General features: G+C 34.8%; 14 protein-coding genes. 6 read left to right on the top strand and 8 right to left on the bottom strand.

Translation table 11 applies throughout. The features are described from left to right. Positions 1-2 precede the first annotated feature (2 nt). Entirely contained in the window at positions 3-3524 is a 3522-nt protein-coding gene (locus tag MUB18_RS10815; protein WP_248753057.1) for a SusC/RagA family TonB-linked outer membrane protein, read from the bottom strand. Positions 3525-4114: 590 nt separating this feature from the next. Between MUB18_RS10815 and MUB18_RS10810 the strand changes: the two genes are divergently transcribed. Together MUB18_RS10810 and MUB18_RS10805 are read left to right on the top strand one after the other, a co-directional pair. Beyond that, a complete protein-coding gene (locus MUB18_RS10810) occupies positions 4115-4618 on the top strand; it encodes a hypothetical protein (protein WP_248753056.1) in 504 nt (167 codons plus the stop codon). 123 nt (positions 4619-4741) lie between these two features. After that, positions 4742-6103 carry a HEPN domain-containing protein gene (locus MUB18_RS10805; RefSeq protein WP_248753055.1) on the top strand — a complete coding sequence of 454 codons (1362 nt, stop codon included), beginning with the start codon at positions 4742-4744 and terminating at the stop codon, positions 6101-6103. A 165-nt stretch (positions 6104-6268) separates the two neighbouring features. On the opposite strand, the gene MUB18_RS21985 is transcribed toward MUB18_RS10805, so the two are convergent. The 4 genes from MUB18_RS21985 to MUB18_RS10790 form a co-directional block, all read right to left on the bottom strand. Continuing rightward, on the bottom strand, positions 6269-6433 hold the full coding sequence (locus MUB18_RS21985; protein WP_411028120.1) for a heavy metal-binding domain-containing protein: 165 nt from the start codon (positions 6431-6433) through the stop codon (positions 6269-6271). A gap of 394 nt (positions 6434-6827) precedes the next feature. Continuing rightward, positions 6828-8213 (bottom strand): ATP-binding protein, encoded by a 1386-nt coding sequence (locus MUB18_RS10800; protein WP_262917526.1) that lies wholly within the window; start codon positions 8211-8213, stop codon positions 6828-6830. 301 nt (positions 8214-8514) lie between these two features. Beyond that, positions 8515-9300 (bottom strand): hypothetical protein, encoded by a 786-nt coding sequence (locus MUB18_RS10795; protein ID WP_248755914.1) that lies wholly within the window; start codon positions 9298-9300, stop codon positions 8515-8517. 70 nt (positions 9301-9370) lie between these two features. After that, the gene (locus tag MUB18_RS10790; RefSeq protein ID WP_248755913.1) at positions 9371-9709 is read right to left on the bottom strand and encodes a hypothetical protein; all 339 of its coding nucleotides are present in this window, start codon (positions 9707-9709) and stop codon (positions 9371-9373) included. Between the two features lie 88 nt (positions 9710-9797). Between MUB18_RS10790 and MUB18_RS10785 the strand changes: the two genes are divergently transcribed. From MUB18_RS10785 to MUB18_RS10775, 3 genes are all read left to right on the top strand, one after another. Then, a complete protein-coding gene (locus MUB18_RS10785) occupies positions 9798-10241 on the top strand; it encodes a hypothetical protein (RefSeq protein ID WP_248755912.1) in 444 nt (147 codons plus the stop codon). Between the two features lie 47 nt (positions 10242-10288). Further along, a complete protein-coding gene (locus MUB18_RS10780) occupies positions 10289-10816 on the top strand; it encodes a hypothetical protein (RefSeq protein ID WP_248755911.1) in 528 nt (175 codons plus the stop codon). Between the two features lie 532 nt (positions 10817-11348). Further along, positions 11349-12356, top strand: coding sequence for a hypothetical protein (locus MUB18_RS10775; protein ID WP_248755910.1), 1008 nt, complete (start codon positions 11349-11351; stop codon positions 12354-12356). A 122-nt stretch (positions 12357-12478) separates the two neighbouring features. Here the strand turns inward: MUB18_RS10775 and MUB18_RS10770 are convergent, their stop codons facing one another. Further along, positions 12479-12880 (bottom strand): type II toxin-antitoxin system HicB family antitoxin, encoded by a 402-nt coding sequence (locus MUB18_RS10770; protein WP_248755909.1) that lies wholly within the window; start codon positions 12878-12880, stop codon positions 12479-12481. A gap of 38 nt (positions 12881-12918) precedes the next feature. Further along, positions 12919-13098 (bottom strand): type II toxin-antitoxin system HicA family toxin, encoded by a 180-nt coding sequence (locus MUB18_RS10765; protein ID WP_248755908.1) that lies wholly within the window; start codon positions 13096-13098, stop codon positions 12919-12921. 784 nt (positions 13099-13882) lie between these two features. Here MUB18_RS10765 and MUB18_RS10755 point away from each other — a divergent pair. After that, positions 13883-14770: a hypothetical protein gene (locus MUB18_RS10755; RefSeq protein ID WP_248755907.1), complete on the top strand. Its 888-nt coding sequence runs from the start codon at positions 13883-13885 to the stop codon at positions 14768-14770. Here MUB18_RS10755 and MUB18_RS10750 read toward each other — a convergent pair. Next, entirely contained in the window at positions 14756-15217 is a 462-nt protein-coding gene (locus MUB18_RS10750) for a PDDEXK nuclease domain-containing protein (protein ID WP_248755906.1), read from the bottom strand. The two genes, MUB18_RS10755 and MUB18_RS10750, sit on opposite strands and share 15 nt — an antisense overlap. Positions 15218-15407: the final 190 nt, after the last annotated feature.

Below are 15407 nucleotides of genomic sequence, written 5' to 3'. Positions count from 1 at the left end.
ATCTAAAAGTTAAAACTGATACCTAGGGAACCTGCAAAAGGATCGGGCGGATTATTTCCAAATTCAGGATCCAATCCCCACTTATTTTCGCGCCATAAGGTCATGATATTGGCCGCATAGGCATAGATCCTCAAATCTTTCAAGTATCTGTTCTTAAGACTATATCCAACCTGTATATCGCGCAGTTTGATCTGCCCTGCAGGCTCTACCAGTGCTGACGAATAATTGTAAAAATCAGACTCGTTCTTATTGGCCGGATAGGTAAAGACCGGCACATCGGTTTTCACTTCATCTCCAGGATTCTGCCAGCGCAGTGCATAGTCACTGTGTCCTACTCCACCTGTGACCAGATTGGAGTAATGAATAGATTTGCGGACAAACTTATGCCCCAATTGGTAACTGATATTAAATGAAAAGTCTATATTTTTATAGCGAAACGTATTGCGCAGCGAACCGAAGTAAAGCGGTAAAGCAGAACCTGCTATATCCATGTCTGTCAACGGGGTACTGTTTACAATATTCGTATAATCTGTCGACAGTTCACCATCAATATACCCCCTCGGTTTTCCAGTCAGAGGGTCAAGTCCAGCCCACTTATAGGTCACCACACCTGTCAAATCTGAACCAACGATAGGTGTATTGCGGGCGGAATATGCACCTGTGCGATAAACCTTACCAAATGGGGCATCCAGATAGGACTTCGTCACTTTTGTTCGGCTATAGGCAAATACCAGATCGGTATTCCATTCAAAGGTTGAGCTTTGTATATTTTTCGAGTTCAGGGAAATATCCACTCCCTTTCCCTTCAGATCGGCACTGTTCTGTACCAGCACTGCAAATCCCGTTGTCGGATCTACCTGCGATTCTAGGATCAGATCCTTTGGTGTTTTGATATAGTATTCTACCGCTCCACCAAACCTGCCTCCTTTTGTGCGAAAATCCATACCAACATTGAACATGCCGACAGATTCCCATCTGAGATAAGGATTTTCAGGACTTCGCATGCTGGCATAAGGGAGTCCGGTTAGGAAATTTGTTTGATTGGATTTTTGCATGATGGCATAGGCAGAAGTGGTATTGTTGACATTACCATTTTTACCGTAAGTAGCCCTGAATTTCAAGTATTCAAAGGGACCGTCTTTCATAAATCCCTCTTCCGATGCGATCCATGCGCCTCCGATAGACCAAAATGGCTGTCCCTTATCATTGGTATTCACACCAAAAAGATTGGAAGCATCCTTGCGAGCACTGGCATTGATGATGTATCTTTTTTTATAGGTATAACCTACATTGGCAAAAAAAGAAGTAAAGCGATTGGTAATCTCCGCAAACTTGCTGTAGTCGGAGATCCTACGTACTCCAAAACGGCCATTCAGGTAAGGAAGATCATTAACCAGATCTACGGGTTGAAAAGCATGCGTTTTTGAATCATAACCAAAAAATTGCGATGTATAGAGTAGTTCCTTCTGCTGTCTGATCTCCGTACCTGCCAGTAGATTGAGACTATGATCTATGCCCCATGTACCTTGATAGTCGATCTGGAAACGACCCTGATGCGCATTATTTCGTTGATTAAAAACAAGTAATCGCCCTCCTAGCGGATAGTTCCATTTGACAGTATTGTCATCCCAAACAGCAAAATAATTGTTTGCTGAACGCTGCTCAATACTTCCTTGATCGCGCTGTTCGCTAGTTTTCCCATCAGCAGCCCTAAAATTATATAATAAAGAAAGATTAAGACCTTTCATTACCGTATATTTAGTCTGCAAGCCGAGCATATTTTCCCGATTATCCGTTTTTATAGACGATTCATATAATTCGGCCAGTGGTCTATAGCTCCAATCTAATAACCGCCCCTGTGCCACGGTATCCCGAAATTCGCGATTCATAGCAGTAGCTTCCACGATCAAAGGATTTCCAAATTCATCGGCCATTTCCATATAAGGGAAATTTCCAGAACCTTTCCCTAATTGGTTGTACAGAACAGGATCCAGAGATTCTCCGGTGTTGTAACTGGAAAACTGGGTACTGAGATTGAATTCCAAACGTTGTGTTGGTTTAAAATTAGATTGACTTCTAAATGTAAATCGGTCTGCCGACGATGTGACCACATCTTTAAGCTGCTTATCATAGCCTATGGAAAAGATATTTGAGAGCTTTGCAGATCCTGCCGACAGCTGTACGTTGTACTGCTGTTTGACTGCTTTTCGATAGATATATTTCAGAAAATCATCCCGCATGTCGATACCACGAAGTCTATCTATACTGCTATTCAGCTGCTGTTCCGATATTTTGCCATCCCGGTTATCTTTTAATAACTGCACCACTGGCGTTACTGCATAAGTGATATCAGACATACGGCTATTGTAATATCCTTTTTCATACAGAGACATTTCAACGTCGATATAGTCTGAGGTATTCATCTGCGGAAAATAATACAGATTGGGTTTGTTTTCAAAAGTCAGGTTTCCATTAAACGAAACTTTAAGGCTTTCATTTAGCTTGCCTTTCTTGGTCGTAATGACGACCACCCCGTTCCCTGACTGTGATCCCCAGATCGAAGAAGCCGAAGCATCTTTTAAGATGGATATATTTTCGATATCATTGGGGTTGATATTATTAAAATTACCATGATATGGAAATCCGTCCACAACGATCAATGGCCAGACATTGGAGCGGATCGAGCTCTGTCCACGCACATTGAAATTAGGGAAAACACCCCTATTCTCGTCGTATGTTTTCGTGGAAGAAATGCTCGGTACCACATCCTCCAGACGGCTGATAAAATCAAGTGATACTTTACGATTTAGTAATTTGTTATCCACAAATTCAAAACTACCTGCCGATCGTTCTTTAGGGATATTTTGATAGCCTGTATTGACCACTTCTACTTCATCCAGTTGATTTTCCGAAGGAATCATGGCCACATTGAGTGTTATGCCTACAGCATAATCAACTTCAGCAGTTTTATAGCCAACGTGGGTAAACTTGACTTTCCCTTTATTAGCCGTTATGGTCAACCGAAATGTACCATCATCTTTAGTCGATACCTTTTTGTATTCGGCATCCACAAGCACGGAAACACCCTGTAGCGCTTTGCCATCCATGGAGGACACCACACGTCCTAATAATTCGTGCTGCCCGTTCACCCCGCTGTCCTTGCGGGGTGTCTGAGCATATAAACATAAACTATGAAACACTGCGATAACCATGATGCATGGTATCGCAATCACTTTAAGTGCCTTTAATAAGCAGAAGATCAGATTAAAGGCATGTAACATTGGAGAAAGCAAATAGCATAGTACTACTTGGTTCCAAGATGCTTTTAGCGCTGAAACCGGAGGTTGATGATTCTCTTGTTGAGAAGAATCCTTCCTGAGGTTTCCAATTTTTAGTATAGAACTTTTCAATGTGTTTATTTTTTGGTCAGTTTTAGATGGAAGACCAAAAAATAACGCTCGACTTAGGACAGTACTTTTCCTTCGGGATAGTGCATAGCTCTCCCTATTGCAAGTTTTTTGCATTTTTTTAAGATTACATTGAAGGTAAAGCGAGTGCTAAAACTTACGCCATAAGCTCCCTGCTCAACCATTCAATAGTTAAAAAATAAGATTTGAAAAATGCAATTATACTGTTATCATCAAGGTTATATTTGGTCTTCGTGATTGCATTTTGAATGGATAGTCAGCATATTGACTTTGCGCAACAGATTTTAATCTGCTGGCTTGATAATGTTTTTGGTGATTTGTTTTTTTTGATACATAGCTCTAATTTGGTAGAGCCTCAAAGTCAAATATTAATTAGGCCGAGGCTACTGAAAGTTCGAGCTCCCGGTGGTAATCGGGGGTAGCAAAACTACCAGACACAATCAGTAAGACCTCGGCCCAATAATAAATATCATTGCACCGAGGTGTCTACTTACTACTCGTGTCCTAATCAATTACCACATTGCTCGAACGAGATCTTACAAGTAAACACCTCCTATTTTTCCAAATGGAATAGAAAGTGAAAATACAGTTTATTTACTTTTTAATCATACATAATTAAATTTATATAGTTATTACTATAGACAAATATAGTAATAACTATAGACATTGCAAAAAATTATTTTGCTATGTCGAAGAAATCACAATATGAACTTGAAATTGTAAAAAACATTATCCAGATTAGAAACAACCTTAACAAACCACAATCGTATTTTGCAATGTTGTTAGATGTGACAGAAGGTTATATTGGTCACATAGAGAATCCTAATAGACCTGAAATGTATACGCACGATCAAATAAATGCAATTGCTCTTGATGTCGGGATATCACCTCGTAAATTTTATCCGGATATTGCGACAGACCAACCGTTACCTAAGAAAAATTTACAAGCAGAACTTGAACGAGTTAAACATATCAAATTCGGTGTGGATAGTTTAATTAATTCTAATTTTTTCGATACAAAAAAGTCGATTAAAGAGATCATTGAAAAGCTTAATCAACAAGAATTATACTTTAAACTTAATCTCACAAATAAAGATTTAACAGATATTTTACGTCCCATTGTAAAACAAAATTCTTTAGAAAGTATAAGAATTGGTACTAAAAACTATTATCTTTCAGTCAAATTATAGAATTTTCTACATTTCGATCAAAGAATCTGATGATCACAATTTTAATCATCTGTAAAAAGTTAAAACTTTTCACTCGTTCTCCAATTATTATATTCAAATAACCATTATTTATCCATCAAAGTTATGATTGACAAAAATTTTAAGATCGAAGGAACCTGTAATGCAATATTTAAAGAAATTTCAAAAACGAATTTTGCTGGACATATTCATTTCACTTATCAATCTGGAGGGACAATTACTATATCGAGTAAGACATTTAATAAAATAATAGATCAAAGAGAATTAGCACTGAAACAACCCATAAAAATTATATCGGGTATACTTAATAATGGAAAAAAATATACAATTCTAAACCCATTTTTGGCTAAAAAAATACTTTCAAGTGGAATTTACATACTAACTTTTACATTTAAGCATCTTCTAGAAGGCTGTAATTTTTCATCTATAAATACCATTTCTTGTCGAAAAATCAGTTTTAAGATTTCTGGACTAAGTAATTATTTAAATACTGGAAAAGTAAATTTTCAGCGCGATGATAATTCAGTGCAAATAAGCAGTAAATTACCTAAAGATAAAAAAATCCAAATTGACGACAATATATCTGTGAGTTTTAAATGGTCACATTTTGTCAATACAAAATTAGAAGGATTAAGTCAAACAATTTCTAAAGACGTTGCAGTAGAAGTTGTAGTTATAAAAAAAATGCCCCTTCAAAACTTAATGAGTATTTGTGAAAAAATAGAAGTATTTTTCAGTATCCTATTTAACCAAAAAATTATCACTTATGATTATAATTCCGTCGTATTTATACAGAATTACTTTAAAATTCATTCTCAAAAAACTGATTTAGACAACAAATTATCTCAATTGCGATTTCATGAGAATATATTAGAATTGAATAACTCTTCTGAAACATTAGAAATCATTTTATCGAAATATCTTAGAGAATTCGAAGACCTACGTGATATTTATATTATAGTTTACGACAATTTGAACCACACAGGTCAGTTTTCGACCAATCAATTTTTAAATTTAGCTCAGGCTCTTGAAGCTTATCACCGTATACTTTTTGATAAAACAAAAATTCCAGCCGATGATTTTAAAGCTTTATTTAAACGTATTAAAGCCTCTTTAGATAAAGAAGATTATACTTTTATATCTAATAATATTGCATTCTCGAACCAAATGAATTTAAAAGACAGGCTTGATAATTTAATAGAGATTCATGGCGGAGATTTCCTTGAACATATTGAATTTAATGAAGAATTTTGCAAAAAAATAAAAAATACTAGAAATTTACACACACACTTATCTGATTCTAGAAAGTCCCAAATTTTTGAGAATGATATAATTTATGCTACTATAAAAATAAATATTGCTTTAATATTTTTTCTTTTATCTCATCTTGGAGTAGAACGTGCTTTTTTAAATCAATCAATGATAAAATTTTGGCAAAGAAGATATTATTTTGTCAAAAATTCTTGATATTCACGTTATAGCTTGAAACAATTCTTGAGAAGTTAGATCTGTTTTCCCCTCCTCTTTAGCATAACCAATATTCAACTCAACGTCAGGAGCTCATCAATATTGACGCGGAAGCCTATTACGGCATCTGTTAGAAGCTATATGCATTTTGCTTTAAAGACTCGACTACGCTCTTAGATAGCTACTGTTTTTGTTTTCATAATTGCGGGAGCGCCCACCGAAAAAGTCTACGAAGCTCGCTCCTATTTCACTAAATGCATTGGCTCCAATAACAGCTGTTGCTGAAATAAGATCAAAATAAACGCAGGACTTCTCTCCCCTCGATGGTATTGGTACGGGTAACGATCATGGTGTATGATGAATACTGTTTAAAAAGCCCGAAAATAAAAGATCGGTTTGATTAAAAAATACGGAAAGCCGTAAGGTGGGTATAAAACCTATAAAGCCATTCTTGTCAGAATGGCTTTATATCTTACTTTTATGATCAAAATTGATTTATCTGTTGTAATCCAAGAATAATAATAACGTTTCAAAGTCAATGCGAAATATGATTATGAAATAACCATCAAATAACTTGTATTTGATTTACAGTACGTTATATCTAAAAATATTATTATTATCAAATAGCCGTCAAATAAAGAGTTACTGATTTACAAGGTGTTATATCTAAAAAGATTCTTATTATCAAATAGCCATCAAATAAGGATACTACGACATAAAATCTTTAAGCCCAAAAAGGGACATATTTTTTAAATTTACGAGAGTTACTATCCGGGTCATCTTCTTTAATCAATCCTTCCACAAAACAATCCTTTATAATTCTTGAAGCTATAGCCGAATTTCTCTCTTCAATACCGAATCTTTCCCTTAGAGATTCGTTTGTTAGTTTGTCATTAGAAACATGCCGTAAACACGCATGTTGATAGCAAGCCCTAATCTTCTCTTTTTTATCCAATTTATTTAATTCTTTATAAGAAAATATAACAACTTTTGTCCGTTTTTCATCAACGTTAAAATCTAAAGGTGGCAATTGATATAATTCATTGTAATAGTATACTTTATCTAATCCACTTCCTTTTTCTTCGCAAAACCCCATTCTTCTCATGATGTCTGCTAATAGTTCATTTCTGGAGTAATAAGAATCAATAAAACGTTCAGGTGATATTTCAGGGGTACCTGGATTAGAAAATTCAATCCTATCACTGAAAATTTCAATCATTGGGAATCCTTTCTCATTTAAATCTTGATGGATCAGTGCATTGGCAACCAATTCTCTTATAACAATCTCTGGGTACATCCTAGAGTCTTCTCGAAGAGCTTTTCCGATTTGCTCATTAGCCGGCAATTGACCATTTATCCAATCTACTAAACCTTCAAACCCTAAAGCATACCCCTTTATACCAATCTGCTCTCTAACAGTTTCTACTTTATTTTTCCCTTTATAAATTATTACACGTACGGATTTACGAGAAACTGACTCAAAACTATTAAGATCTTTAGCTAACAACAATGCTCCTAATTTTGTGATCGCAAAACCGCCCCTGTCTTGAATAATAAATCTCTCTTGAATAAATTTAGAGATCACACCGTCGATTGTTGTTGGATAAGGAAGCTTTAATAGATCAAAATATCTCTCAGCACTTAAGTAATGAATGATATCAGACTTATTTAATCCGTTCAATGCAATTTCCTTTTCAAAAGCTGAAGTATTTCTATTCCATATTTTTGCTTCCTTTTCTGGGAAGTCATGTAATTTCCTAGTATAAGAACCAATTCTGATATAGGAATTATGCATAAATCTGACAGGTTGATGCTGAGTTGCGGGAATGCAAAAAACTACTAGATTTTTACCTTCATACTCAAAAACGAATATTCTAAAATCAATACGAGGAGATAATCTCTGGACAATCCAATGCTCCAATTCTTCTTTTCCGACCAGTTCTTCTAAAGGATTGAAAGATGTGCCCACTACCTCATGACTTTTATCTTTAACACCATAAACCAAATATCCATATTGTTTACCATGAATGGAGGATGCGTTAGAAATTGCAGAAATCCTCTCACCAATTTCCTCTAGAATGAAAGTTTTCTTTGAATTCCAGCCACTCAGTCTCTTTACCTGTTGATAGTAATTGCTGCATAAGGGATTCTAATTGTTCACTATCCATAATGAATATATTTTAAATGGCTACAGTAATTATAGTCTTCTAATTTACAGACTTATTTTGTTTTACAAAGTATAAACACATATTTATGAGCATCTTATTAGCAAAACCTTTAATGGTTCTGATGGGTCCCGGTAATTGATGATTTTGTTTCTTATGCATATTTCAGATCAAGTGTACTTAATGGCTTTCCGTTATGAGGACTACAGACACCAATAAAAATTAAATGATCGCATGCTCTTGTAGTTAATTACTACCCTCGATAATATTTACTCTATAAAATTCATATTCGTTTCCTTCTTCTTTATATTCGGTCAACAGCCCAAAATAAAGAGTAGAATCGTCTGACCAAAATTCCTGCTCTATTACGCAAAGCCATTTGCCGGTTTTCTTTTCAAAGAAATCATTGAGCTCGGCGATCTTTTTAAATTTACCATTCTCCCTTACCTGGATAAAATGGCTGTAGCATTCCTGCCCTTCGAATACCTTGTTCAATCTGTATTTTCCAGATGGTGATATGGTCACAAAGTTGAGGTTTCCTATCTCATAGGTAGTCTGTCCTGTGGACAGACCAAAGCTTACATCCATGGTGTGACCGCATTCCAACAGTAAAACGTCCTCGGAAGGAAAGTATGAAACGAAAGCACATTCACTGAGGTCAACCTCATTTTGGACAGAATGACCATTCCTGAAATTAATTTTTTTTATACTCAGGTAATTTCCCTGATCTTCAAATTCTACGATTCCTGTCAATTTTTCCTGAACGATCTTTAAATCTGTAATCTTCTCCAAAGGGATATTTACTTTAGCACTTTGTTTTGCAGAAAGGAATTTTGCACTACTTATTTTTTCTATTGCCAATTCAATAGTTTGTGGTCTGGACTTAAGAGCTGCCAGCCCTTCATTTGCGACAGATACTTGCCTTGCTTTGGATGGGACACCACGGTTTGTTGTTCCTTTCTGATCACAGGATAGCACCACTATGGACAGAAAAACAATTACGGATATTTTTTTCAAAAACTTAATTCTCATGTGCATTGAAATTTTAATAGCTGGTTCCTTTTAAATATCCATCGGTTATTTCATGTGCCACCCTCACGTTCTAGCAAGGAAACCACCAATGCATAAAATATACCCTTCCATTCTTAAAAAACATTTTGATATGCCCGTCGGAGCTGCTATTTTCATCCTCTTTCAACTGTATGACCCACAGTTTTCCTTCTTTGTCCATGCCCAACCTACCTTTTACGGCTGTCGGAAACAGACGTTGCATATCATCCATGGTAGTGCCTGCATCAATCCTGATACCCTTATATGTGATAAAATTTCCATTCAAAAACCAAAACTCATCAATAGCTACTTTATCCTTGCTGGTTTCAAATCGGGAACCGCTTTTGTAGAGGTATTGATCATCCGGGGCTTCGGTGTCGAATATGGTCATACATGGCGCCAGAATTATTGATTTTTTAAAAATAAAGGAAAGTTTTATAAATTAGCAAAATAGCAGCTCTCCAAATATATTTATTAAAATGAAATTTAAAATTCAACTTCTATTTTTATTACTTTGCCATTTCAGCTTTGCTCAAAAAACACAAGTTATCAATAATGAATCAACCTCATTTAAACTGGAACTAAAAAAAGACACCATAGATTTCATAGTGGTTGATAATGATTTAAAGAAAAAGAAACCAATATTTTTATGGTGTCAAGGATCACAACCTGTCCCTCTTTATATTAACTTTAAAAAAGATGGTCTATGGTTGATAGGTGGAGGAATTTCTAATTTTGATTACGAAGAAATAAAAAAACACTATCATTTAGTAGTGATATCAATGCCTCAAACACCATTAATTGTCGATGAGTCTAATATTAGTAAATCATATTTTTATATTGGAGACTCACCAGATAACAATACACCGAGTGTTGCTTTTCAAAAAAAGATTACCTCGAAAATTATCGTAATAGAGCAATAACAGTACTTCAGTTTTTAAAGAAACAAAGGTGGGTAGACAATTCAACCTTGATAGTTGCAGGACATTCTCAAGGAAGTAAAGTGGCTACTGAAATTGCTATTAATTATAAATATGTTTCTAAACTTGGTCTATTTAGCGCAAATCCCCTTGGAAGAATTGATCAAAACATTAGAAAACATAGGAAAGATGCTGAAAATAAAACTATTACTTGGCAACAAGCTGATAAAAAAATTGAACAGGAATACCAATTCTATAAGGCAGTACATGATACTGAAAAGGTTAGTGCAAACCCTAGTCTTATTCCATGGAAGTCATTTTCTACCCCACAGTTAAATGATTGGCTTTCTTTTAATAAGCCAATATATATGGCTTATGGAACGAGTGATATTGCTAGTGATTTTTGTGACTTGGTACCCTTATATTTTATTCGTGAAAATAAACATAACCTGACCTACAAGCGTTACTTGAATTTTGAACATAATTTTTTTGAAGTTAATAACATGGGAGAAGTTGACTATGATAATCCACACTGGAAGGAAGTCATGAATAGTTTCCTCAAATGGACCTTAAAATAGAAAAAATATATGGATTAAAAACGCTTATTGGATAACCAGTAAGCGCTTTTCTACTGAAATCAGTCACTGCTGGATAATGTTCACAAACATTCGTTCAATTATATAATATCTCCTATTCTAGCTGGTATTCTTATAAATCATTTTGATATCAATTATTTAACATGAAAAATTGCACTTCGCGAGAGAGTGGATCAATAGTTATCGGTTTGTTCCCGATGGTAAATAATCTTCCGCGCTATTGTATTAACCTTCAAAATGAGGCCATCTAAAACTACGAATTCCAATGCCAGTTCTGATATCCAATTGTGCTTCGCCTTCAAAATTAGACCATCTACAACTTTAAGCTCTACAGCTTGTTTATCCCAGTAATTGTGCTTCGCCTTCAAAATTAGACCATCTACAACACAGTCTAAAAAAAACTACTTTCAAAATTGAAAAAGATAACATTTGAGCTACCGTAAATGAAATACATTAAAAACCCATTTAACTGAAGTTGCAAATGAATATATTTGATAGATCCTATATTTGAGAAATGAAAAGAATATACCATATTGTCAGCTTTATTATCCTGATAAACTTTTTTAATCTGCATTTTGTAAATGCACAGGTCAATTGCAAACAGCTATTAAAAAAGAAATTAAGCTTGGAAGATATAGAGCCTAATAAGGTAGAAGGCATTTTTAAGGATTTTGCACAGTTAAGTGAATGTGGACTCGACAGTATGGCACTTGAAATAATTAGTACTCCCCCACTCTTTGCTACGTTAATTCTACCTTTGGCATCTAGTAACAAAATAACAACCTATCAAGATATCTTTAACATAGTGATGGAATTTCAAAATTCTAGCGAATTCCCTTTATTAAGAAGGTCACACCATGCATCAAAAATCCTTAAAAGTAAAAGTGTTGACCTCAATGATTGGGTATCAGCTCAAGAGCTTCTTTTACAAATTCCGTTGGATTCGAACGAAGTACAGCGCTTTCATAGCTATCTAAAAGATAATTTATCAAATGATAACTCATATTTTGAAGCTTGGAGCCTTTTTAAAAATTTTGAGCACGAACAACTCGAAAAAACTACGGGTACAGCACGGGAAAATGTCAAAATTAATACTAAACGTAAAAATGAAATTTTATCAGATAAGTATTATTATATGGCGCTTCCCGAAATTCTTAAGGAAGCTGAAAGAATTAATAGAAATGTCGTGATCTATTTTACAGGTTGGGGGCATGTGGATAGTAGAAAACTAGAAGTCTCGTTATTTAACGATATGCAAATAAATGAATTACTTTTCGATAAATTCATGTTTGTTACCTTATACACTGACGATAAAACTAAAACCGAAAACTCTCAGAGCCAAAATGAAGATAAGGGAACCAATATGACAGTAGGTAAACGTGGCGAAAAAATTCAACTTCATTATCTAGGTTCTGAGAAAATACCTGCATTTATATTATTGAATACCAGAGGACAATTAATCAGAAGTTTATCTAAAAATATAAATAAAGAAACGCTACGTAGCTTCCTGACAGAAGAATAAGGATGAACTATTATCCATCAAAGCGATATGGAAAGAAGAGCATTTTTAAACAATCCACTCTTGATAAAAGCGATGAAAACCTTGCTAAATCAAAAGCATAGATTAAATTATCGATGACATTTCTACACCAACTCCACCGCTTGTAGTTCCGCTGCAAGACGATGTAACCCATCCTCAATCTTCTTAAGCTGCGGCTGTCGAGGCTTTTTTAAGCCAGAGGAGTAATGTTGCAGCTGACGCTGATTAATGCCTGTAATCTTCTCTAAAGCAGCATTGGTAAAGATCCCCTTGTAATAGGTGAGAAAACTCTCTGCATCGAAGTGATACACAATATTGTACTTGCCTTTTAGAATGGAAGGTATATTCTCTGAAGTAAACTCTTCAGTTATGATTTTAATAGCATCTAAAATGGTTTGTTTTGCCTCTTCGACAGTATACCCTCCGCCATAGATGCCTTCTGCATTCTCTGCATATGCACTAAACAGATCTTCACTACGTTCAATAACAATTTTTAAGGTTTTCATATTTTTGCTCCTTTCTGTTTTCATGAAGGATCTGGGGCTTATTTAAGCCCCAGATCCTTCATGATTTTCTTGCGAAGACCTTCTCCAATTTCTTTACTTCCATGATAGGGAACTGGGTATGTTTTACCCTCCTTCTCATAAATGTAGTGACATCCACTCGTGCGGATATGGTTCCAGCCACTTTTTCGCAAAATCTTGTGGAATTCACTTGATTTCATATTGAAACAGATTTAAATGTGAGTGGATAATTTATGCCTTAAACTACCATACACATCTCGAATACCACAACACAAAGGTAGTACAAATACTACTATTATGAAAATAATATTAAATTCAATTTTAAACTGAGATATTAACAACGACTAATACACAATATCTTATACTAAGATTGCATCAAAGCATCATCTTGTCAAGACTGGCATCTCTTAAATCTTTTTCAGTTAGGAATTCTCTTCTTCAAGCTACCGCATTTTTCGGATTTCCGAAACTCTTAGATAACCGTATTTATTCTTCCAATTGTAGAATGTAGGTTTACTTATACCCATCTTACGTCAGGCTTCCTCCACACGGGTGCCTGTCTCGGATTGCTTGATCGCAAAGGTGACCTGAGCTTCGTTAAACCGACCGATGGGAGCTCATACGAAGTATAATTTCGATCTTTCCATAGTTTTTTCTCCTATTAAAATTATCAACTCAAATCCGAATTATCTACTTTTAAATACTCCAGTTTTTTGGGAGGAGGTCACATTCGTCACGGTAGTTTCCATGTACCGATGAAAGAGTATAGTATGGCACTACGTTGGGCGGCCTGATGTTACCCACAGAACATAAAATTCTTTCAAAAATCAAAGATGTAGTTCTTAGGACGGATACATATAATTGATATTTATAATTACTATTTTTGTTTACCTAATAAACCATTATTAAATGATAAGATGTAAAACTACATATAGGTTATTCACCACAGTATGTACTATTAGCTTTATAGCACTGAACTTTGTAATGCCACAAAAAGTATATTGCCAAGAAGTTATAAAAAACGTATTAACCGAACAATACTATCATATAGAGGGAACTCAGGTTAAATTATTAATTCCTAGTGGTTTTGAAGCAGCTTCAACCTTTAAGGGAGTTCAAAGTCCAACGGCAAGTATTTCAGTAGTAGAAAGCTCTACACCATATGCTAGATATATTGAAAAAGCGATTCCATCAATAATAAATAACAATCTTACACAGATGGTCGAAAAATCCGGTTACATGATCAATGGATTGCCTGCTAAGCTTTATAAAGGAACACAAAAAAGCGATGATGGAAGAACTTTCAATCGAATGTTTCTTGTACTTGGAACAGAAAATCAAACCATCGCTTTAAACTGTTATTACGCTATTGCAAATACCGATACAGAAGAAAAAATTCTGAAAGGAATTCTTTCTGTTATTTATGCACCTGAAGAAGAGAAAAAACCTGATCTGAAACTGGGTTATAGTATAGATCTATCTAAATCAACCTACAGCATGGTATCACAATCGGGAAGCGCAATAACGTATTCTAGACCTAAAGAGGGAAATATTACTCCGAGTACATTTCTATTGATGAGACGTACGATTCAAAATCCTATCCAAGATTTTGAATCGTACATTTATAATTTAATAGATCTCATAAATTTTAAACCGCAGAAAGTTGTCTATTCTAAATCTGTAGTTGTAGATGGATTGAACGGAATAGAAATGCTAGTAAACCTAATTGGGAAGAAAAGTGGGCAACCTACTCAAGGCTATTTTATTACGATATCCGATTCGGATTACACGTATTTGTTGATCGGCCATAATTTTAACGAGGAGGCAAAAGAAGAAATGAAAAAAATATTTTATACATTAAAACGGAATTAGGGTATCAGTGGCTCCCCATTCTACCACCTCGCTATCTTTGTCTTTACACAGTAAAACGCCAATATTAGGGTTTTCATTAGCTTTTTTTACATCACGGTCTAGAGCTTCGAGATAGAAATTCAATTGCCCTAAATGTTCGGGTTTAAACTTGTCGGCTTTCAACTCAAAAGCGACCAGACATTGTAATCCTCGATGATAAAATAATAAATCAACATAAAAATCACTATTCCCAACTTGTACTTTATATTCTTCGGCAATAAACAAAAATTCTTTTCCTAGTTCTAAAATGAAATTTTTCATTTGATGAATTAAGCCTCTTTGTAGATCACTTTCGTTATATGACTCTGGAAGTTTCAGAAAATCAAAAATATAACTATCTTTAAATGCATGTGTTATACCAAAATTAAATTCTCTCAACACTGTTGAGAGTTTTGTATTTCCGATCATGGTACGTTCAAAATAACCTATTGATATTTGACGTTCTAACTCAGAGCATTGGATACAATAAAAGCTGTTGCTGAAACGGGATTTTTGTGTTGATCGGTTTGATTAAAAAATACGGCAAGTCGTAAGGAGGGTAAACAAACAAAGCCATTCTTCGGAGAATGGCTTTGTTTGTTTTTATTTATATGATCTA

It is taken from the genome of Sphingobacterium sp. PCS056 (genome assembly GCF_023273895.1).
Lineage (GTDB): Bacteria > Bacteroidota > Bacteroidia > Sphingobacteriales > Sphingobacteriaceae > Sphingobacterium.
This window is presented reverse-complemented; position numbering and strand designations above follow the sequence as displayed.

Bases quoted from the DNA above. Each gene is read 5' to 3' on its own strand.
- MUB18_RS10815 (WP_248753057.1), bottom strand. From the start codon at position 3,524: ATGCAAAAAACTTGCAATAGGGAGAGCTATGCACTATCCCGAAGGAAA.
- MUB18_RS10810 (WP_248753056.1), top strand. From the start codon at position 4,115: ATGTCGAAGAAATCACAATATGAACTTGAAATTGTAAAAAACATTATC.
- MUB18_RS10805 (WP_248753055.1), top strand. From the start codon at position 4,742: ATGATTGACAAAAATTTTAAGATCGAAGGAACCTGTAATGCAATATTT.
- MUB18_RS10795 (WP_248755914.1), bottom strand. From the start codon at position 9,300: ATGAGAATTAAGTTTTTGAAAAAAATATCCGTAATTGTTTTTCTGTCC.
- MUB18_RS10790 (WP_248755913.1), bottom strand. From the start codon at position 9,709: ATGACCATATTCGACACCGAAGCCCCGGATGATCAATACCTCTACAAA.
- MUB18_RS10785 (WP_248755912.1), top strand. From the start codon at position 9,798: ATGAAATTTAAAATTCAACTTCTATTTTTATTACTTTGCCATTTCAGC.
- MUB18_RS10775 (WP_248755910.1), top strand. From the start codon at position 11,349: ATGAAAAGAATATACCATATTGTCAGCTTTATTATCCTGATAAACTTT.
- MUB18_RS10770 (WP_248755909.1), bottom strand. From the start codon at position 12,880: ATGAAAACCTTAAAAATTGTTATTGAACGTAGTGAAGATCTGTTTAGT.
- MUB18_RS10765 (WP_248755908.1), bottom strand. From the start codon at position 13,098: ATGAAATCAAGTGAATTCCACAAGATTTTGCGAAAAAGTGGCTGGAAC.
- MUB18_RS10755 (WP_248755907.1), top strand. From the start codon at position 13,883: ATGCCACAAAAAGTATATTGCCAAGAAGTTATAAAAAACGTATTAACC.
- MUB18_RS10750 (WP_248755906.1), bottom strand. From the start codon at position 15,217: ATGATCGGAAATACAAAACTCTCAACAGTGTTGAGAGAATTTAATTTT.